Source organism: Streptomyces sp. NPDC048337, assembly GCF_043201175.1.
Lineage (GTDB): Bacteria > Actinomycetota > Actinomycetes > Streptomycetales > Streptomycetaceae > Streptomyces.
The window spans coordinates 89,671-108,580 of sequence record NZ_JBICYR010000014.1; the positions used below are offsets into that span (position 1 = coordinate 89,671).

12 protein-coding genes and 1 pseudogene are annotated in these 18,910 nt (G+C 69.7%); 9 read left to right on the forward strand and 4 right to left on the reverse strand.

Annotated features, from left to right (window positions below):
• Positions 1 to 24 precede the first annotated feature (24 nt).
• Positions 25 to 1,206 carry an MFS transporter gene (locus ACGFYU_RS22530; RefSeq protein ID WP_393829091.1) on the reverse strand — a complete coding sequence of 394 codons (1,182 nt, stop codon included), beginning with the start codon at positions 1,204 to 1,206 and terminating at the stop codon, positions 25 to 27.
• Positions 1,207 to 1,386: 180 nt separating this feature from the next.
• Here ACGFYU_RS22530 and ACGFYU_RS22535 point away from each other — a divergent pair, with 180 nt between their 5' ends.
• The 7 genes from ACGFYU_RS22535 to ACGFYU_RS22565 all read left to right on the forward strand — a co-directional run bounded on the left by ACGFYU_RS22535 (position 1,387) and on the right by ACGFYU_RS22565 (position 13,310).
• A complete protein-coding gene (locus ACGFYU_RS22535) occupies positions 1,387 to 2,223 on the forward strand; it encodes a helix-turn-helix transcriptional regulator (RefSeq protein ID WP_393829092.1) in 837 nt (278 codons plus the stop codon).
• Positions 2,224 to 2,467: 244 nt separating this feature from the next.
• On the forward strand, positions 2,468 to 4,102 hold the full coding sequence (locus ACGFYU_RS22540; RefSeq protein ID WP_393829093.1) for a recombinase family protein: 1,635 nt from the start codon (positions 2,468 to 2,470) through the stop codon (positions 4,100 to 4,102).
• Between the two features lie 204 nt (positions 4,103 to 4,306).
• Entirely contained in the window at positions 4,307 to 6,373 is a 2,067-nt protein-coding gene (locus ACGFYU_RS22545) for a thioredoxin domain-containing protein (protein ID WP_393829094.1), read from the forward strand.
• Positions 6,374 to 6,625: 252 nt separating this feature from the next.
• A complete protein-coding gene (locus tag ACGFYU_RS22550; RefSeq protein ID WP_393829095.1) occupies positions 6,626 to 7,945 on the forward strand; it encodes a glycosyltransferase in 1,320 nt (439 codons plus the stop codon).
• On the forward strand, positions 7,942 to 9,639 hold the full coding sequence (locus tag ACGFYU_RS22555) for an ArnT family glycosyltransferase (protein WP_393829096.1): 1,698 nt from the start codon (positions 7,942 to 7,944) through the stop codon (positions 9,637 to 9,639). Before ACGFYU_RS22550 ends, ACGFYU_RS22555 begins: the two co-directional genes overlap by 4 nt.
• Before the next feature lie 69 nt (positions 9,640 to 9,708).
• The gene (locus ACGFYU_RS22560; protein ID WP_393829204.1) at positions 9,709 to 10,848 is read left to right on the forward strand and encodes a glycosyltransferase; all 1,140 of its coding nucleotides are present in this window, start codon (positions 9,709 to 9,711) and stop codon (positions 10,846 to 10,848) included.
• A gap of 23 nt (positions 10,849 to 10,871) precedes the next feature.
• Positions 10,872 to 13,310, forward strand: a complete 2,439-nt coding sequence (locus ACGFYU_RS22565) for a galactose oxidase-like domain-containing protein (RefSeq protein ID WP_393829097.1) — start codon at positions 10,872 to 10,874, stop codon at positions 13,308 to 13,310.
• Between the two features lie 4 nt (positions 13,311 to 13,314).
• Here the strand turns inward: ACGFYU_RS22565 and ACGFYU_RS22570 are convergent, their stop codons facing one another.
• Positions 13,315 to 13,992, reverse strand: coding sequence for a hemolysin III family protein (locus ACGFYU_RS22570; RefSeq protein WP_393829098.1), 678 nt, complete (start codon positions 13,990 to 13,992; stop codon positions 13,315 to 13,317).
• 211 nt (positions 13,993 to 14,203) lie between these two features.
• On the opposite strand from ACGFYU_RS22570, the gene ACGFYU_RS22575 reads away from it, so the two are divergent.
• Positions 14,204 to 16,048: a phosphoenolpyruvate carboxykinase (GTP) gene (locus tag ACGFYU_RS22575; RefSeq protein WP_393829099.1), complete on the forward strand. Its 1,845-nt coding sequence runs from the start codon at positions 14,204 to 14,206 to the stop codon at positions 16,046 to 16,048.
• 151 nt (positions 16,049 to 16,199) lie between these two features.
• Here ACGFYU_RS22575 and ACGFYU_RS22580 read toward each other — a convergent pair whose 3' ends face one another.
• A complete protein-coding gene (locus ACGFYU_RS22580; RefSeq protein ID WP_393829205.1) occupies positions 16,200 to 16,796 on the reverse strand; it encodes a hypothetical protein in 597 nt (198 codons plus the stop codon).
• Between the two features lie 13 nt (positions 16,797 to 16,809).
• Positions 16,810 to 18,237, reverse strand: a pseudogene (locus tag ACGFYU_RS22585) (substrate-binding domain-containing protein); the annotation flags it as partial.
• Positions 18,238 to 18,542: 305 nt separating this feature from the next.
• On the opposite strand from ACGFYU_RS22585, the gene ACGFYU_RS22590 reads away from it, so the two are divergent.
• On the forward strand, positions 18,543 to 18,794 hold the full coding sequence (locus tag ACGFYU_RS22590) for a hypothetical protein (RefSeq protein WP_393829100.1): 252 nt from the start codon (positions 18,543 to 18,545) through the stop codon (positions 18,792 to 18,794).
• The last annotated feature ends 116 nt before the right edge of the window (positions 18,795 to 18,910 follow it).

Below are 18,910 nucleotides of genomic sequence, written 5' to 3' on the forward strand. Positions count from 1 at the left end.
CCTTCGCCGGCCTTCGCCGGACGATCAGTGCCCGGGTGACGAGGCGCGCTCCGGCGCCGCAGGGACCGGGCCGGGCTCCCGGACCTCGGCCCGCCGCACCGTGCCGTGTCCGGCCACCAGCGCGACCGCCGTCTGAGCGGCCGCGGCCACGCACGTCAGCACCAGTGGGGCCTGCCAGCCGGAGCTGACGCTGTGCAGCAGCCCGATGACCACGGGGCCGGCGGCGGCGAGGAGATAGCCGATCGACTGCGCCATCGCGGACAGCGCGCCCGCCCCGGCCGCGTCCTGGGCACGCATGCCGAGGAACGCCAGCGCGAGCACGAGGCAGGCCCCGCCGCCCAGGCCCAGGACGATGCTCCACAGCAGCGCCAGGCCGGGGGCCACCAGGAGCCCGAGGTAGCCGAGGAGCAGGATGGCCGAGCAGATCGTCGCCAGCGCCCGCTGGTCACGTGCCCAGCGCAGCGCGCCCGGCACCGCCAGGCTGGTCAGCACCGCGACCGCCTGGAACAGGAACAGCAGCCATCCGGCCGTGGCCGGGCTGACACCGTTGTCCTGGAAGATCTGGGGCAGCCACGTCACGACCACGTAGAAGCCGAAGGACTGCAACCCCATGAACGCCGTGACCGCCCACGCGAGGCCGGACCCCCAGGGCAGCCGGTGCTGCCCGCGCGCCGCCTGCGGGGCGGGCGGCGCGGTGCGCATCTGGGGAAGCCACAGCAGTACGGCCACCAGCGCGATCAGGACCCAGCAGCCCAAGGCGGTGGACCAGCCGCCCGGAGCGATCTCGCTGATCGGCACCGCCACCCCGGACGCGACCGCGGCGACACCACCCATCACCGTCGCGTAGGCGCTGGTGAGCAGCCCCACCTTGGTGGGGAAGTCACGCTTGATGAGGCTCGGCAGCAGGACGTTGCCCACGGCGATGCCCGCCCCGATCAGCACGGTTCCCGCGAACAGGCCGACCGCCGAGGGCACCCACCGAACCGCGATCCCCAGTGTCAGCACGACGAGCGCACCGCCCAGGAGCCGCTCCTGTCCCCACCGCACGGCAAGCCGGGGCACCATCGGAGACAGTGCCGCGAACGCCAGCAACGGCAGGGTGTTCAGCAGGCCGAGGGCGACCGGGGCCAACCCCAGGTCGGCCTGCACGCGGTCCAGCAACGGCCCGACACCGGTCAGACTCGCCCGGAGGTTGGCCGCTGCCACGAGCAACCCCCACACCAGTAACACCTGTCCGGACCGGCGTGTCGATGTGTTGTCCATGACCGTCATCATCAAGCGCCACAGTGGGGCTAACCAGGCCGTACTGAAGCTAGCCCCCGCAGGGCCACCCTCAGTCCTCGCGAGCCGCCTCGGCCACCCCGTCGACACCGCTAACCTGGCGGAATGGGAACGCCGTTAGGGAACTTCATCCGGGCCAAGCGTGACAGCATCCAGCCGGAATTCCTCGGCCTGCTGAGGGACGGCCGCCGCCGATCGCCCGGGCTGCGCCGCCTGGACCTCGCCACCCGAGCCGGTATCAGCGTCGAATACCTGGCCCGTATCGAGCAAGGGCGCGACCGCAACCCATCGCCCACGGTCATCAACTCGCTCGCCGACGCGCTCTGCCTCAACCCCTCGGAGCGCAACCACCTGCGCTACCTCGCGAAGATCTCCGGCGACGCGTGCTCGGTCCACATCAGGCCCGTGCCACCGCCCCGACGCGTGCGGCCGTCCGTCCTGCAGACGCTCTGCCTGCTGGAACCCGGCGTCGCCGTCGTGACCAACCGGCTCGGTGACATCCTCGCCCACACCACGGGCTACCAGGCCATCACCAGCGGCACCGGACTGCTCGACGACGCCGAGCCCAACCTCAACCGCTACTTGTTCACCGACCCCCGAGCCCGGACGTTCTTCGCCGACTGGGACGAGGTCGCGGACGAGCACGGCTTCGACCTGTGGCAGGCGCCGTCCCTCGAAAACCTCGAATGGCTCATCTCCGAGCTCCTCCCCATCGCCGGGCCCGAGTTCACCAACCGTCTCTGCCGCCATGAACTACCGCGCCGCGGCGTCCTCAGGCTCAACCACCCGGCCGGGCACCGACTGCGACTGCTCCGCGAGACGCTCGAACTGCCCATGGACGACCAGCAGCTCGTCATCTTCCTCCCCGAGTGCGACCAAACGGCCCAGGCCATCGATCAACTCCAGCGCCAGTCCCACGGCCGGCTGCGGTCCATTTCGTGACACGGTGACGCTGCGGAGCCCCTCCGGTGGACTGGTGGCCCTGGGAGCAGGCGACCTTCGAGGAGGCGAAGCGGCGGAGCGTACCCTCCGCGTGTCATTGGTGGGGCGGCATCTACGACCAGCTCGGGGGCGGGTTCGCGCGGTACTCCGTGGATCGCGAGTGGATCGTGCCGCACTTCGAGAAAGTAAACGTCTAAGGTCCATTCCTTCCGTACCCTTTTGCTTGAAAGCGAAGGGGGTTGAGGTGCGCGAGGATCACGCGACGCTGGTCGGGTTGGGGCTCAGTCAAGAGGAACTGGAAGCCATGGGGCTGGACAAGCCCGTAACGGCGGATCCGTCCGGGCTGATGGATGCCTACCTGCGACGCAGCAACAAGAAGGAAGACCTGGCCACCCTCCGGGGGCATCTGCGTGACCTGGTGCGCTGGGCGCAGGCGGACGGGCTCCAGATCCGGCATGTCTGGTTCGAACAGCTCTCAGCGTCCAAGGCCTACGTACGACGGCAGGAGTTCGAGAAGGCCACGCAAGCAGTCATGGACGGCAGGTCCAAGACGCTCGGGGTGTGGAAGACGGACCGCTTCGACCGTCGGGGCATGGGGGCTGTCGGTCGGATGCTCGACGAGTTCGACCGCCGGCAATCCCGACTCGTGTCTGTTTCCGAGGGGCTGGACTCGTCCAGGGGCGGGCGCATGGTCTTCGCCATCCTGAGCGAGCGCGCCAGGGAGGAGGCGAAGGACATCGCGAAGCGCGTGAAGATCGGCCACGACTCGCACAAGGCAGAGGGGCGACGCGGAACGGGTAGACCGCCGTTCGGGCTCTATAGCGCTCCAGGAAGTGGCACGGTCGAACACCACAGGGACGAGTACGAGACCGCGCGTCGGCTCGCGGATCTGTTGCTCGACAAGAAGACCACCAAGGACACGGCCCACAAGCTCAATGAGGAGGGCCACCGAACCCGTAGCGGGGCCACCTGGTCACCCACGGCCGTGAGTAAGCTCGCGCAGTCCCCGCTGTTCGCGGGCATGGCCCCGGTCCGGCGACGCAAGACGGACGAGCATGGCAATCCCCTGGACAGTTGGGAGGGTTACGGAGAGCCCCTGCGCAATGAAGGGGGCGAGATCATCATGTGTGGCGAGGGAGTCGTGACCCCCGCGGAGTGGTTCAGAATCAAGGCACTCATTGCCGAGCGGACCGATGACCGTTGGGCGAAGGGGAAGCCGGAGGCGAAGTACCTGGGCACGGGCAGCTACCGGTGCGGCCGGATGCGAGACAAGAACGGCACGGGGGAGCTTGAGCGGTGTGGTGGCTCGATGAGTCACCGCGGAGGGCGCTACCGGTGCGAGGTCCGGCAAACACGTGGCAAGTCCATCTGTGAGGGCGTTGTGACGCTCGCCGATCGTATCGACCACGCGGTTGGGCAGGCGTGGGTCAACCACATCACCGCGCTTGAGCCGGATGACCCGGTGATCACGGAGATAGCCCGCCGGTGGCTCGCCTTCGCGGACCCTGAGACGCAGGCGAGGAAGGAAGAGGCTCAGAAGGCGCTTGAAGCCGCCCAGAAACGCGTGAAGAAGCTCGAAGAGGACTTCTACGTGTTCGGGAAGATGGACGAAGAGCGCTTCGAGGAACTGAGTGATGGGCAGCGCGCCGTCATCGAGAGCACGACCGCCACTCTGGAAGTCCTGCACGTTGAAGCCGACCTCACCCCCCTCATGCAGATCGAGAATCTGCGGGAAGCGTGGGGGGAGGCTGACATGGCGGACAAGCGCATGCTCTTGAAGTGCGCTCTTGGGAAGAAGGGGATCACGGTCAGGCCGGCAGTACGGCAGGGGGACCCCACGCCGATTCTTGAACGACTTGAGTTCGACTGGCTCTCGTAGAGGGGAGCTGCCGAAGTCTGAGATGGCCAATGCGGGGCCGTGGGGGCCGCGCCTTCCGCCTGGTGATGAAGTGACGAGATGTGGAGCTTCGGAACCACCCCCACGGCAGCTGGCGGGGCACGAGATGATCAGCGCTTCGCTCTGCCGATTCTGTCCCCTCGTGGCATGTGGGCGGCGCTTCGGTGGGTGCGCAAGGATGGGGGTATGCCCAACCGACTTGCGCACGCCACGTCCCCGTACCTTCTCCAGCATGCGGACAATCCTGTGGACTGGTGGCCGTGGGAGCCGGCGGCGTTCGAGGAGGCCCGCCGGCGCAATGTGCCCGTGTTCCTGAGCGTTGGCTATAGCTCCTGTCACTGGTGTCATGTCATGGCGCACGAGTCCTTCGAGGACGAGCTGACGGCCGCCTATATGAACGAGCACTTTGTGAACATCAAGGTGGACCGGGAGGAGCGGCCGGACGTCGATGCCGTCTACATGGAGGCGGTGCAGGCGGCGACCGGGCAGGGCGGTTGGCCGATGTCCGTCTTCATGACGGCTGAAGGAGAGCCGTTCTACTTCGGCACCTACTTCCCGCCCGAGACCCGGCACGGGATGCCCGCCTTCATGCAGGTCCTCGAAGGCGTGCGGACCGCCTGGGTCGGCCGGCCTGAGGAGGTGGCAGAGGTCGCGCGGAAGATCACCCGCGACCTGGCCGACCGTGCACTCGGGGCAGGGGGTAAGGGTCTGCCGACCGCCGAGTCCCAGGGCAACGCCCTGCTCCAGTTGACCCGCGATTATGACCCGGTGAGCGGCTGGTTCGGGGGAGGCGACACGAAGTTTCCGCCGAGCATGGTCGTGGAGTTCCTCCTCCGCCACCATGCACGGACCGGCTCCGAGGGCGCTCGCGAGATGGCGGAAGGCGCCTGCGAGGCCATGGTGCGGTCCAGCCTGTTCGACCAGGTGGGGGGCGGGTTCCATCGTTACGTGCTCCGCGCGCGTCCCAATGGATCTTTGGTACCCCACTTCGAGAAGATGTTGTACGACAATGCTCTGCTGTGCCGGGTGTACGCGCATCTGTGGCGGGCCACAGGGTCGGATCTGGCGCGGCGCGTGGCGCTGGAGACCGCTGACTTCATGGTGCGGGAGCTGCGGACCGAGCAGGGTGGTTTCGCCTCCGCGCTCGATGCCGACAGTGAGGATCCGCTGAGCGGCGAGCACGTCGAGGGGGCGTACTACGCGTGGACCCCCGCCCAGCTGCGGGAGGTGCTGGGGGAGGACGACGGGGAGCTGGCCGTCGCCTGCTTCGGGGTGACCGAGGAGGGGACTTTCGAGCACGGGAAGTCCGTGCTGCAGCTGCCCCAGGACGGGCCGGCGGCGGACGCCGGGCGGATCGCGTCGATCCGGGCGCGGCTGCTCGCCGCGCGGGAGGCGCGGCCCGCGCCCGGGCGGGACGACAAGGTCGTCGCCGCGTGGAACGGGCTGGCCATCGCCGCCCTCGCCGAGTGCGGGGCCTTCTTCGAGCGGCCGGATCTCGTCGAGCGGGCCACCGAGGCCGCCGATCTGCTCGTCCGTGTGCACATGGACGGGCGGGCCCGGCTGGCGCGGACCAGCAAGGACGGTCAGGTCGGGGCGAATGCCGGGGTGCTGGAGGACTACGGGGACGTCGCCGAGGGGTTCCTGACCCTGGCCTCCGTCACCGGGGAGGGGGTGTGGCTGGAGTTCGCCGGGTTCCTGGTCGATCTCGTGCTGGACCGGTTCACCGCCGAGGACGGATCCCTCTACGACACCGCGCACGATGCCGAGAAGCTGATCAGGCGGCCCCAGGACCCGACTGACAACGCCGCTCCCTCCGGCTGGACCGCGGCCGCCGGAGCGCTGCTCTCGTACGCCGCGCACACCGGCTCCGAGGCGCACCGGACGGCGGCCGAGCGGGCGCTGGGGGTGGTGCACGCCCTCGGGCCGCGTGCCCCGCGGTTCATCGGGCACGGGCTGGCGGTCGCGGAGGCGCTCCTCGACGGTCCGCGCGAGGTGGCGGTGGTCGGTCATCCGGAGGACCCGGCCCGGGTCCTGCTGCACCGAACGGCGTTGCTGGGGACGGCTCCCGGTGCTGTCGTGGCGACGGGCATGCCGCGTGCGGCGGACGGGAGCGGGGGCGAGTTCCCCCTTCTGGCCGAGCGCACACTCGTACGCGACCTTCCGACGGCGTATGTGTGTCGACATTTCGTCTGCACGCGGCCTACGACAGATCCGGTCGAGCTGGCGGAGCAGTTGGGTGCGGTTCGTCCCTGAACCGACCGGAGTACCGTCAATTCCGGTTGCTCGGACTTTTGTTCAGAAACACAGTTTTTATCGGGACGGCTCCTGACTTTCATTCCCGATGCCTAGTCTCGTGTCGTTCGGGAGTCATCGACACATCGACACGGCGCGCTGGGGGGTGCGCAGGGGGGAAGCGGAGGACGGCGGGCCGGGGGGCCCGCCGTGAGCCTCCAGGGGGTTTCACGGTTCGCCGCTCGGGGTTGCGGCACGTCTGTGGGGGGACGTTTGTACACCTCTGTGTTCATTTCCATGATTTCGCTCGCGCTCTTCGGGATCGCGGCCTTCACGCTGTGGTGGCAGATGCACGCGTGGCGGACGCCCGAGACGCTGGCGTCCACCCGGTTCGACCGCCCTGACGGGGGCGGCCGGCTGGCCTTCTCCCTGCTGCTGCCGGCCCGCCACGAGCAGGCGGTCCTGGAGCACACCATCGACCGGCTGCTGGAGTCGAGCCACCACGACTACGAGATCATCGTGATCGTCGGGCACGACGACCCCGAGACCGCCGCCGTGGCCGAGCGCGCGGCCGCCCGCGCCGCCGAACGGGCGCCCGGCCTCGTACGCGTCGTCGTCGACCACCACGAGACCAAGAACAAGCCGAAGGCACTCAACACCGCCCTGCCGCACTGCCGGGGCGACATCGTCGGGGTCTTCGACGCCGAGGACCAGGTCCATCCCGAGCTGCTCGCCCACGTCGACCACGCCTTCCGCGCCACCGGCGCCGACGTGGTCCAGGGCGGGGTCCAGCTCATCAACTTCCACTCCAGCTGGTACAGCCTGCGCAACTGCCTGGAGTACTTCTTCTGGTTCCGCTCCCGGCTGCACCTGCACGCCGAGAAGGGCTTCATCCCGCTCGGCGGCAACACCGTCTTCGTCCGCACCGAGGTGCTGCGCGAGGCGGGCGGCTGGGACCAGAACTGCCTCGCCGAGGACTGCGACCTCGGGGTGCGGCTGTCGTCGGTCGGCAAGAAGGTGGTCGTCGCGTACGACTCCGACATGGTCACGCGCGAGGAGACGCCCGGCTCGCTGATGAGCCTGCTCAAGCAGCGGACCCGCTGGAACCAGGGCTTCCTCCAGGTGTACCGGAAGAAGGACTGGCAGCAGCTGCCCGGCCGCGGGCAGCGCTGGCTGGCCCGCTACACGCTGATGACCCCGTTCATGCAGGCCGCCTCCGGGGTGATCATCCCGGTCAACTTCGCCGTCGCGGTCTTCCTCGACGTTCCGGTCGGCATCGCGATCATCACCTTCCTCCCCATGATCACGGCGATGGTGACCTTCGTCTTCGAGATCGTCGGCCTGCACGACTTCGGCCGCCAGTACGGGCTGCGCGTCCGCTTCGTGCACTACGTCAAGCTCGTGGTCGGCGGCCCCTTCTACCAGGTGATGCTCGCCGGCGCCGCGATCCGCGCCGTCTGGCGCGAGCAGCGCGGCCGCAACGAGTGGGAACTGACCAGCCACACCGGCGCCCACCTGACGACGGCCACCGCCGCCGCCCCGGCCGCCGCCACCTCCTCCGCCTCCGCGATCCGAGAGGACAGCCACCAGTGACCGCCACCCTGCCCACGGCCACTGATCCCCAGTCCGCGACCGCCACGGCCACCGCCACCGAGGCGCAGCTCCTGCCCGTCCGGCCCCTGCCGGGCGAAGGCTCCGGCGGACTCGGCGTCCGCCCGCCCGCGCCCGCCAGACCGCTGGTCCGATTCCGCAGCTCCCGCCCCGACCTGCTCCTGTGCGGGGCCCTGCTGCTGGTGATCGTCCTAGTCCAGGGCTGGAACATCACCAACTTCCCCACCCTCAGCGATGACGAGGGCACCTACCTCGCCCAGGCGTGGGCGGTCCAGCAGGGCGACGGCCTCGCCCACTACACGTACTGGTACGACCACCCGCCGCTCGGCTGGATCCAGATCGCGGGCCTGACCTACCTGCCGTCCCTCTTCGTGCCCGACTGGATGACCGTCGCGCCGATGCGGTTCTCGATGCTCGCGGTCTCGGCCGCGAGCTCGGTCCTGATCTACGTCCTCGCGCGCCGGCTGTGGCTGCCGCGCTGGGCCGCCGGACTCGCGATGGCCCTCTTCGGGCTGTCGCCGCTGTCCGTCGTGCTCCAGCGGGAGATCTTCCTCGACAACCTCGCCGTGATGTGGATGCTGCTGGCCTTCTGCCTCGCCGCGTCGCCCAGCCGCCACCTGTGGCACCACTTCGGGTCCGGACTGGCGGCCGCGACCGCCGTCCTGACCAAGGAGACGATGCTGGTGGTGCTCCCGGCGCTGCTGGTGACCATGTGGCGCCACAGCCACCGCGACACCCGCAAGTTCGCCGTCACCGGAGCCATCACCGCCTGCGCGCTGATAGGGCTGGCGTATCCGTTGTTCGCGCTGCTCAACAGCGAGCTGCTGCCCGGCTCCGGCCACGTCTCGCTTGTCGACGGCATCACCTACCAGATGAGCCGTCCGGGCTCCGGCTTCATCCTCACCCCGGGCTCCGGTTCGAACGGGGTCTTCCGGTCCTGGCTCTACTACGACACCGTCCTGCCGCTCGGCGGGCTGGCCGGCGCCGTCCTGCTGCTGGTCACCGTACGGTGGTCGGTCACCGCCCGCGCGCTCGCCGGGCCCGCGCTGGCCGCCGTGATCCTGGGCCTCGTCGCGATGCGGCCCTCCGGCTACCTCCCGGCGATGTACGTGATCCAGGCGCTGCCGTTCCTGGCGCTGGTCCTCGCGGGCGGCGCGGCCAGCATCACGCACGCCGTGCTGCGCCGCCGCCGTTCGGCCGGGGAGCGCCGGCAGCTGGTGTGGGCGCGCCGGGTCCTGGTCTGCGTACTGGCCGCGGCCGCCGCGGTGTACGTGCTGCCGCGCTGGTACGAGGGCAACCGCACCGCGCTCACGGTCGACGCGAACGCCCCGTACCGGCAGGCCGCGGCCTGGCTGGGGAGCGAGGTCGCCGAGCCGGGCAAGACCCGGGTCCTGCTCGACGACGCGCTGTGGCTGGACGCCGTCCACCGGGGCTTCGAGCCCGGGCTCGGTGCGATCTGGTTCTACAAGGCCGATCTCGACCCAGCCGTCACCAAGACCCTGCCGGGCGGCTGGCGGGACATCGACTACGTGGTCTCCTCGCCCACGGTGCGCCGGGACGCGGTGGACCTGCCGAACGTGAAGGCCGCGCTGGAGCACTCGACGGCGGTCGCCGTCTTCGGCTCCGGTGAGGACCGCATCGAGATACGCCGGACCGACCGCGAGAGTGGGAGCTGATCCGCCATGAGCGAGGACCTGTGGTCCCTCCCTGCCCCGATCGATGCGGAATTGACCGCTCCGCAGGCTATGACCGGCAGCGTCACCCTCATCATCCCGACCTTCAACGAGGCGGGGAACATCGGCGAGTTGCTGCGCAGGCTCGGTGACGCGCTCCCCGAGCAGCTGCCCTGCGCGGTGCTGTTCGTGGACGACTCCACGGACGACACCCCGGCCGTCATCGAGAAGGCGGCCGGGGACCACCCCTTTCCCGTGGCGGTCCTGCACCGGGAGGTGGCCGAGGGCGGCCTCGGCGGAGCGGTCGTCGAAGGGATCAGGCGGGCGGACACCGACTGGATCGTCGTCATGGACGCCGACCTCCAGCACCCGCCCCACCTGGTGCCCGAGCTCGTCGGCGAGGGCGAGCGCACCGGCGCCGACCTCGTCGTCGCCTCCCGCTACATCAGCGGCGGCAGCCGGGCCGGGCTCGCCGGCAGCTACCGGATCGCCGTCTCGCGCGGTGCGACCTGGCTGACCAAGGGGCTCTTCCCGCGCGCCCTGCGCGGGATCAGCGACCCGATGAGCGGCTTCTTCGCGATGCGCCGCTCGGCGGTCACGGCGGAAGCGCTCAAGCCGCTGGGCTACAAGATCCTGCTGGAGCTGGCCGTGCGCTGCCGCCCGGCGAAGGTCGCCGAGATCCCGTTCGTCTTCCAGGACCGCTACTCCGGCGAGTCCAAGTCCACCGCCCGCGAGGGCATGCGCTTCCTGACCCACCTGGCCGCGCTGCGCTCCGCGGCCCCGCTGGCCCGGATGATCGGCTTCGGGCTGATCGGGCTCTCCGGTTTCGTACCGAACCTGGCCGCGCTGTGGCTGCTCACGCACGCCGGGATGCACTACCTCCCGGCGGAGATCGTCGCGAACCAGGCCGGGGTGCTGTGGAACTTCCTCCTCATCGAGACCCTGCTCTTCCGCGACCGGCGCCGGCACCGGCACTGGGCGGACCGGGTCGGGCGCTTCGCGCTGCTCGCCAATGCCGATCTGCTGCTGCGGATCCCGCTCATCGCCGTGTTCGTCGCCAAGTTCGGGATGGCGGTGCTGCCCGCCACCGCGCTGGCGCTGGTCACCACCTTCGTCCTGCGGTTCGCGGCCACCGAGGCGCTCGTCTACCTGCCACGCAAGGGGAACAAGGAGCGCAAGGTGCACAACGCCGGGCGCACTCCCAAGAGTTGAGCCGCACAGAAGGGAACCTTTCGATGCGACTGAAGATCCGGCGGAAGGCCGGGCGGCGGGCCGCCCTGCTGGCCGTCGGGGCGATGACCGCGGGCCTGCTGCTCACCGCACCGCAGCAGGCCACGGCCGGACCGCCCAATCTGCTCACCAATCCCGGTTTCGAGACCGCCGGCGCGCCCGGCGCCGACATGCCGTCCTGCTGGTCCAAATCGGGCTGGGGCGACAACGACTTCACCTTCACGACCGTCGCCGACGCGCACAGCGGCACCAAGGCGATGAAGGTCTCGCTCACCCGCCGCGTGGACGGTGACCGCAAGGCCCTGGTCACCGAGAACACCACCTGCGCCCCGGCGGTCACGCCGGGCAAGCAGTACGACCTGTCCGCCTGGTACAAGTCGAACACCCCGGACGTCTCGGTGACGGTGTTCCGCCGGGAGGCCACGACGGGGACCTGGCAGTACTGGACCGACCTGCAGAATCCGCCGGTCAGCGCCGCGTGGGCGCGCACGGAGGTGCGTACGCCGGCCGTCCCGCCGGGCACCGACAAGATCGCGTGGGGGCTGTCGGTCTACGGGGTGGGCACGCTCACCACCGACGACTACGCGCTGCAGGAGGTGGGGGCGGTCCCGCCGCAGCCCACCTGCTCGGGCACGGCCGAGGAGTGCGCCAAGGGCAAGTGGGAGGTGATCCCCGCCAAGAACCCGGTGCGTTCGATGCACGCCGTGGTCCTGAAGAACGGCAAGGTGCTGCTGATCGCGGGTTCGGGCAACGACATCGCCCAGTTCAACGCGGGTACCTTCACCTCGGCCGTCTACGACCCGGCGAACGGCTCCTTCAAGACGATCCCCACGCCGGTGGACATGTTCTGCTCGGGCCACGTGCAGCTGGCGGACGGCCGGGTGCTGGTGATGAGCGGCAACAAGGGCTATCCGTCCGCCGACGGCAAGATCGGCTACCAGGGGCTGAAGGACAGTTACGTCTTCGACCCGGCGACCGAGCAGTACACGAAGACCAACGACATGAACGGCGGGCACTGGTACCCGTCGGCGACGATCCTCGGCAACGGTGACGTGATCTCCTTCGGCGGTCTGAAGGAGGACTCGACCGGCAACGTGACCGCGGAGAAGTTCTCGGCGGCGCAGAACAAGTGGCTGCCGATGAACGAGGTCAACCAGACCTGGTCCTACTGGGGCCTGTACCCGTCGATGATCCTCATGCAGGACGGGAGGCTCTTCTACTCGGGCAGTCACACCTTCGGCAACAACACCGCCGGCTCCGGCTCCTCGATCTACGACTACGACGCCAACACCATCACCGACGTGCCCGGACTGCGGAAGAAGGACGAGCGCGACGAGTCGGCGAGCGTGCTGCTGCCCCCGGCGCAGGACCAGCGGGTCCTGACCATCGGCGGCGGCAACAACGAGACCAACCCGGCCGCGAACCGCATCACCGACATCATCGACCTGAAGAAGCCGAGCCCCGCCTACACGGCCGGCCCGGACCTCCCGCAGGGCCTGGTCGACACCGGTACGGGCAAGCGGCCGCAGACCGGCGCCGAGGGCAAGATGTACGTGTCCGCCGTGCTGCTGCCCGACGGCAAGGTGCTGGAGACGGGCGGCGGCCTGCACGACCGGGCCGACCCGGTGTACGAGGCCTCGTTCTTCGACCCGGCGACCAACACCTACCAGGCGGGCCTGGCCGCCGACCCGATCCCGCGGACGTACCACTCCGGAGCGTTCCTGCTGCCCGACGGCCGCGTCATGTCGGTCGGCGACAACCCGGGCAACGGCACCTACAACCACAACGTGTCGATCTACACCCCGCCCTACCTCTTCAAGGGGGCGCGCCCGCAGATCACCTCGGTGATCGACGCGCAGTGGGTGTACGGGGACACGCAGCGGATCACCGTTAACCGGCCGATCGCCAAGGCGGAGCTGATCCGTCCGGCGGCGGTCACCCACTCCTCGGACCCGAACCAGCGGTTCGTGGACCTGCCGATGACGGTCGTCAACAACACCACCGTCGACCTCAACGTCACCAGCAACCCGAACCTGGCGCCGCCCGGCTGGTACATGCTCTTCGCGGTCGACGCGAACGGCATCCCGTCGATCGCGCAGTGGGTGCACCTGGGCGGGGCCCCGGCCCTGGCCGCCGCCGCCGAGGAGCAGCCCTCGGCGCACGAGCACAATTTCGCGGACAAGCTGGGCCCCGCCAAGGAGACTGTGTCCGATAAAGAGGGGGCCAAGCGGGATTCGGTCCCGGTAGCGCCCAGCGTGGCGGGCTGCGACCGCCACTACGGCACGGTCAACCTGTGCGTGCCGACCCGTTTCCCGGCGGAGGTGAAGGAGACCACGAAGGCCCGCTGCGACTGGCTGGCCGCCCACCAGTACCCGAAGCGCATGAAGGTCAACGGCAGCGACCCGCTGCGCCTGGACCCCGACCGGGACGGGTACGCCTGCTAGGAGATCAGTGCGCGTACGCGGCGAGCGAGATGCCGACGTAGTGCGCGACGAAGGCCGCGAGGGTCAGCGAGTGGAAGACCTCGTGGAAGCCGAAGAAGCGTGGGGAGGGGTTGGGTCGCTTCATCCCGTAGATGACCCCTCCCACGCTGTACAGCAGTCCGCCGACGATCACCAGGACCAGGACGGCGATGCCGCCGGTCCGCATGAAGTCGGGCAGGAAGAAGACCGCCGCCCAGCCCATGGCTATGTAGCAGGGGGTGTAGAGCCAGCGCGGGGCGCCGACCCAGAAGACGCGGAAGGCGATGCCGGCGGCGGCCGCGATCCACACCGCCCACAGCAGGGTCCGCCCGGTGGAGGGCGGGAGCAGCAGGACGGTCAGCGGGGTGTAGGTGCCCGCGATGATCAGGAAGATGTTGGCGTGGTCGAGGCGGCGCAGGATCGCCTCGCCGCGCGGGCCCCAGGTGCCGCGGTGGTAGACCGCGCTGACGCCGAAGAGCAGGCAGGCCGTGAGGACGTAGACCCCGCAGGCCACGCGTGCCCGGGTCGAGTCGGTGAAGGCCATCAGCACCAGGCCCGCGACCACCACGGCGGGGAACATCCCGGTGTGCAGCCAGCCGCGCATGAGCGGCTTGGCCTCCGGCTCGGCCGGTGCGGCGGCGGCGTCAGAAGTCATGGTCCACATGCTACCTACGGGTCCGTAGGTTTCGGTTAGTCCTCTTTACGGAAGATTGACGGACGTGGCGATGCTCACGTGAGAGGCCCCCTGGACATATGCGCACACGCACCGGATGATCAGATGAGTGCGGTCGACACCGGATGAGCGGAGCGCGAAGCGTCCGGGTCGCGGCCCCCACGGGGCATACACCAAACAAACCCCTCAACAAGGAGCAATCGTGGCGCGCGACAACGCGGCTCCCACCTCTTCCGTCCCGACGAACCACCAGGAGCTGATCTCCTGGGTGGACGAGATCGCAGCCCTCACCCAGCCGGACCGCATCGTCTGGTGCGACGGCTCCGAGGCCGAGTACGAGCTCCTGTGCGAGGAGCTCGTCGCGAAGGGCACCTTCAAGAAGCTCGACCCGGCCAAGCGCCCGAACTCGTACTACGCCGCCTCCGACCCGTCCGACGTCGCGCGCGTCGAGGACCGGACCTTCATCTGCTCCGAGAAGGAAGAGGACGCGGGCCCCACGAACCACTGGAAGGCTCCTTCCGAGATGAAGGAGATCTTCGCGGGGGAGCAGGGCATCTTCCGCGGCTCCATGAAGGGCCGGACGATGTACGTCGTCCCCTTCTGCATGGGCCCCCTCGGCTCCGAGCTCTCCGCGATCGGCGTCGAGATCACCGACTCCGCCTACGTCGCGGTCGCCATGCGCACCATGACCCGCATGGGCAAGCCCGTCCTCGACGAGCTCGGCACCGACGGCTTCTTCGTCAAGGCCGTCCACACCCTCGGCGCTCCGCTCGCCGAGGGCCAGGCCGACGTCCCGTGGCCGTGCAACACCACCAAGTACATCTCGCACTTCCCCGAGACCCGCGAGATCTGGTCCTTCGGCTCCGGCTACGGCGGCAACGCCCTGCTCGGCAAGAAGTGCTACGCGCTGCGCATCGCCTCCGTCATGGCGCGTGACGAGGGCTGGCTCGCCGAGCACATGCTGATCCTCAAGCTCACCCCGCCGCAGGGCGAGGGCGAGACGGAGGCCACCCCGAAGTACATTGCGGCCGCGTTCCCGTCCGCCTGTGGCAAGACCAACCTCGCCATGCTGGAGCCCACGATCCCCGGCTGGACGGTCGAGACCATCGGCGACGACATCGCCTGGATGCGTTTCGGCGAGGACGGCCGCCTCTACGCGATCAACCCCGAGGCCGGCTTCTTCGGCGTCGCCCCCGGCACCGGCGAGCACACCAACGCCAACGCCATGAAGACGATGTACGCGAACACCGTCTTCACCAACGTCGCGCTCACCGACGACGGCGACGTGTGGTGGGAGGGCATGACCGAAGAGGCGCCCGCGCACCTCATCGACTGGAAGGGCAACGACTGGACTCCGGACTCGGAGACCCCCGCCGCCCACCCCAACGCCCGCTTCGCCGTCCCGGCCTCCCAGTGCCCGACGATCGCCCCCGAGTGGGAGGACCCCAAGGGCGTCCCGATCTCCGCGATCCTCTTCGGCGGCCGCCGCGCCTCCGCCGTGCCGCTGGTCACCGAGTCCTTCGACTGGAACCACGGCGTCTTCATCGGCTCGAACATCGCCTCCGAGAAGACCGCCGCCGCCGAGGGCAAGGTCGGCGAGCTGCGCCGCGACCCCTTCGCCATGCTGCCGTTCTGCGGCTACAACATGGGCGACTACATGGCCCACTGGGTCAAGGTCGGCGCCTCCGCGGACGCCGCCAAGCTCCCGAAGATCTACTACGTGAACTGGTTCCGCAAGAACGACGCGGGCAAGTTCGTGTGGCCCGGCTTCGGCGAGAACAGCCGCGTCCTGAAGTGGATCGTCGGCCGCCTCGACGGCACCGCCGAAGGCGTCGAGACCCCCATCGGCATCCTGCCGACCAAGGACTCCCTCGACCTCGACGGCCTGGACCTCCCGGCCGCGGACCTCGACTTCCTCCTCACCGTCGACAAGGAGGTCTGGCGCGAGGAGGCCGCCCTGGTCCCCGAGCACCTGAACACCTACGGCGACCACACTCCCAAGGAGCTGTGGGACCAGTACCACGCGCTCGTCGAGCGCCTGGGCTGATGATGTGATCTTCCCGACCCGGGTGCACGAACACCCGGGTCGGGGAACCTCCGGTCCGGGTGCACGAACACCCGGGCCGGTACACGTAGAACGCGCCCGGCGGGGCCTTCCGCCGGGCGCGTTCTCATGTGCCTGTTCTTCAGGCGGGGGGTCAGGACCTGCCCCGGTCCTCCAGATACGTCGTGTGCGTCTGCTGCCGACGGGTGTCCGCATCGCGCAGGGCCGCCGTCAGCCGCTCCGCCTCGTCGTACAGCACCGACAGCTGACGCTCCAGGTGCCGCTCGGGCGATTCCGTCCCCGGGGTCAGCCGGTTCCACCACCGGGCCCGGTTGTAGGCGTCCACGCAGTCCGGCAGGTCCTGCCGGATCGCCCGCGACAGCACGTGCACCGACTCCGCGTCGCCCGCCAGGACATCGGCCACCCAGCCCGGATCGAGCAGCGCACCGTACAGCTCCAGCAGCTCGCTCAGCTTGCCGCCCGCCGCGGGCGGCAGCTCCACCTCGTCGAGGTACTCCCGCAGCCGCGCGAAGTCCTCCCGCAGCACGCCGAGTTCCTCGCTCAGGTCCGGCGGATCGGGCTTCACCGGCACGTCCGGCGGGGCGATCAGCGCGCCCGCCCCGTACAGCCCGGCGACCACCACCGGCCAGTACGACCCGGCCACCCCGGCGAGACTCAGGCCCAGACCTGCCACGCCGCAGGCGGAGCCGGCGAGGTTCTTCTTCGACTCAAGATACGCGCGCACTCTCACGGCTCTGTCGGCTCTACTGGTAGCCACGGATCTCCTCGAAGGCTCCGTCGAGCGAACCCTTCCCGTCGGTGGCGTCGAAGAGCCGCCCGCCGGTCAGTTCGGTGATGTGGGTGAGCTCCTTGCGGTCCGAGTCGCCGAACAGCACCGCGAAGACCGGAGTGTGCTTCTGCCCTTCGGGCAGCGCCGCGTAGAAGGAGTCGAAGTGCTTGGCCCCGGCGCCCGCCGTGTTCTGCCCGTCCGTCATCAGCACGATCGAGGTGAACGCGTCCGCGTTGCCCTGCCCCAGGTGCTGGTAGGCCGCCTCCAGGCTGCTGTAGATGGCCGTACCCCCCTCCGGCTCCAGCGACTTCACGTCGCCCCGGACCGCCTCCAGGGCCGGCCCCGGATTACCGGGCTCGACGACGTGCGTCAGCGCCTTCTTCACCTGGTCACCGAAGGGCAGCAGCGTCACCTCCTCACGGTCCCGGAACCGCTCCCCGGTCCCCGAACTCCCGGTTCCCGTCAGCTCGGTGAGCGCCGTCTTCAGCCGCCCGATACGGTCCCCGTCGGCCATCGAGCCCGAGGTGTCCAGCACGTACACCGTCCGCGAGGGTCGGCGCAGCTCGTTCTCGTACGAGGCCAGCAGCCCGTCGGCGACCGACCGCGAGCCCGGGAACGGCAGCTCGCGCCGCTTCTCCCCGTCCAGCCCGGCGGCCGGCGTCACCCCGGCGGCCACCGGCCGGCGGAAGGTCTGCCCGGTGATCGCCTGCTGCGCCTCGGCCCCGCGCAGGTACTCCGTCAGCGCCCGCCCCGACTCGCGGGCCCCGGCCGGGGCCGAGGTCAGCAGGGTCAGCGGGTAGTGCGCGGTGACCACGCCGTCCTTCGGCCTGATCACCGTCAGCCCCGTCTTCGCGTCCCGGTTCATGGACAGCAGTACGGACTCGTAGTTGACCAGCGCGTCCACGTCCCCGCGCTTTCCGTACGCGGTCGCCAGCCAGCCGGAGGACCCGGAGGTCAGCTTCTGCCCGGCGAAGAACTCCTTGAGCCTGGGTGCGGCGGTCTTCACATCGGCATCGGTGAGCGCGGCCTGCGCCCCCGACAGCCCGGAGGCCACCGAAACGAGCGCGGAGAACCCGGAGTTGGACCGCACCGGATCGGTCATCCCGTACGTCAGCTTCCCGGCGGCGACGGCCTGGTGCACCGCCGACCAGGTCACCTCCTCGGGCTTCCACCCGAGCCGGGCCAGCGCCTCCGGCTTGACCCCGAGGGCCACGGGTGAGGACATCACCGGGGTCTCGTTGGCGAGCTTCCCGGAGGCCTCGGGGCGCAGCCGCAGGTAGTCGTTGGAGGACAGCCAGATCGCGTCGTACTTCCCGTCGGCCCTCCCGGACGCGACCTGCTCGGCGGCATCGAGGGTCCCGGACCAGGTGAGGTCCACGGTGACCCCGGTCGCCTTCCTGGATGAGCGGTTCGCCGCTGCCGCTGATGAAGGCCCGGAAGGGGTCGTCGGTGCTGGGCTCCAGGGCGCCCTGTACGGAGATCAGCTTGCGCAGCAGGGGCGCGGTCCGCGCGATCCCGGCGTCATCGGAAACGATGGTGTTGCCGTTGGCGACGTTGGAGGTGGCGGCGAGGAACAGGGCGCCGGAGTTGGAGGTGGCCGGGTCGGTGGTCTTGATGAACACGGTGCCGGTCAGCTCGGCGTGGGCGGCGGAACCGGGCAGCTGCTGCCAGGTCCGGTCCTCGCCGGCGGCTTTGAGGAAGGGCCCCATGAGCAGGGTCCCGGAGTTCTTCCCGCCCATCTTCACGAGGCCGTTGTCGGCGAGGACCCTGGCCGCGTTGGAGCGGGCGATGACGACGAGCGGGGAGAAGAACGGCTTGGTCTCCTGGGCCCCCTTGACCCCGGCGGCCGCCTCCACCTCCTTGGCCGGTTCACTGCTGCTGGGGAAGGCGAAGTCGAAGTCCTTGAGGGCGAGTTGGTCCATCGCCCAGGAGCCCGAGGTCTCCGTCTTCACGGTGTAGCCCTTGGCGGCAAGGGCCTTGACGACGTCCGGGTCGCGGAAGAATTCGGACTTCTCCGAGCCGATGACGCCACGCACGGTCTTCGTTGCCGGCGGTCCGGGGTTTTCCTGCCCCTT

Excerpts from the sequence above, each read along its gene's own strand:
- ACGFYU_RS22560 (WP_393829204.1), top strand. The coding sequence starts at position 9,709 with ATGACCGGCAGCGTCACCCTCATCATCCCGACCTTCAACGAGGCGGGG.
- ACGFYU_RS22565 (WP_393829097.1), top strand. The coding sequence starts at position 10,872 with ATGCGACTGAAGATCCGGCGGAAGGCCGGGCGGCGGGCCGCCCTGCTG.
- ACGFYU_RS22570 (WP_393829098.1), bottom strand. The coding sequence starts at position 13,992 with ATGTGGACCATGACTTCTGACGCCGCCGCCGCACCGGCCGAGCCGGAG.
- ACGFYU_RS22545 (WP_393829094.1), top strand. The coding sequence starts at position 4,307 with ATGCCCAACCGACTTGCGCACGCCACGTCCCCGTACCTTCTCCAGCAT.
- ACGFYU_RS22535 (WP_393829092.1), top strand. The coding sequence starts at position 1,387 with ATGGGAACGCCGTTAGGGAACTTCATCCGGGCCAAGCGTGACAGCATC.
- ACGFYU_RS22590 (WP_393829100.1), top strand. The coding sequence starts at position 18,543 with ATGAGCAGGGTCCCGGAGTTCTTCCCGCCCATCTTCACGAGGCCGTTG.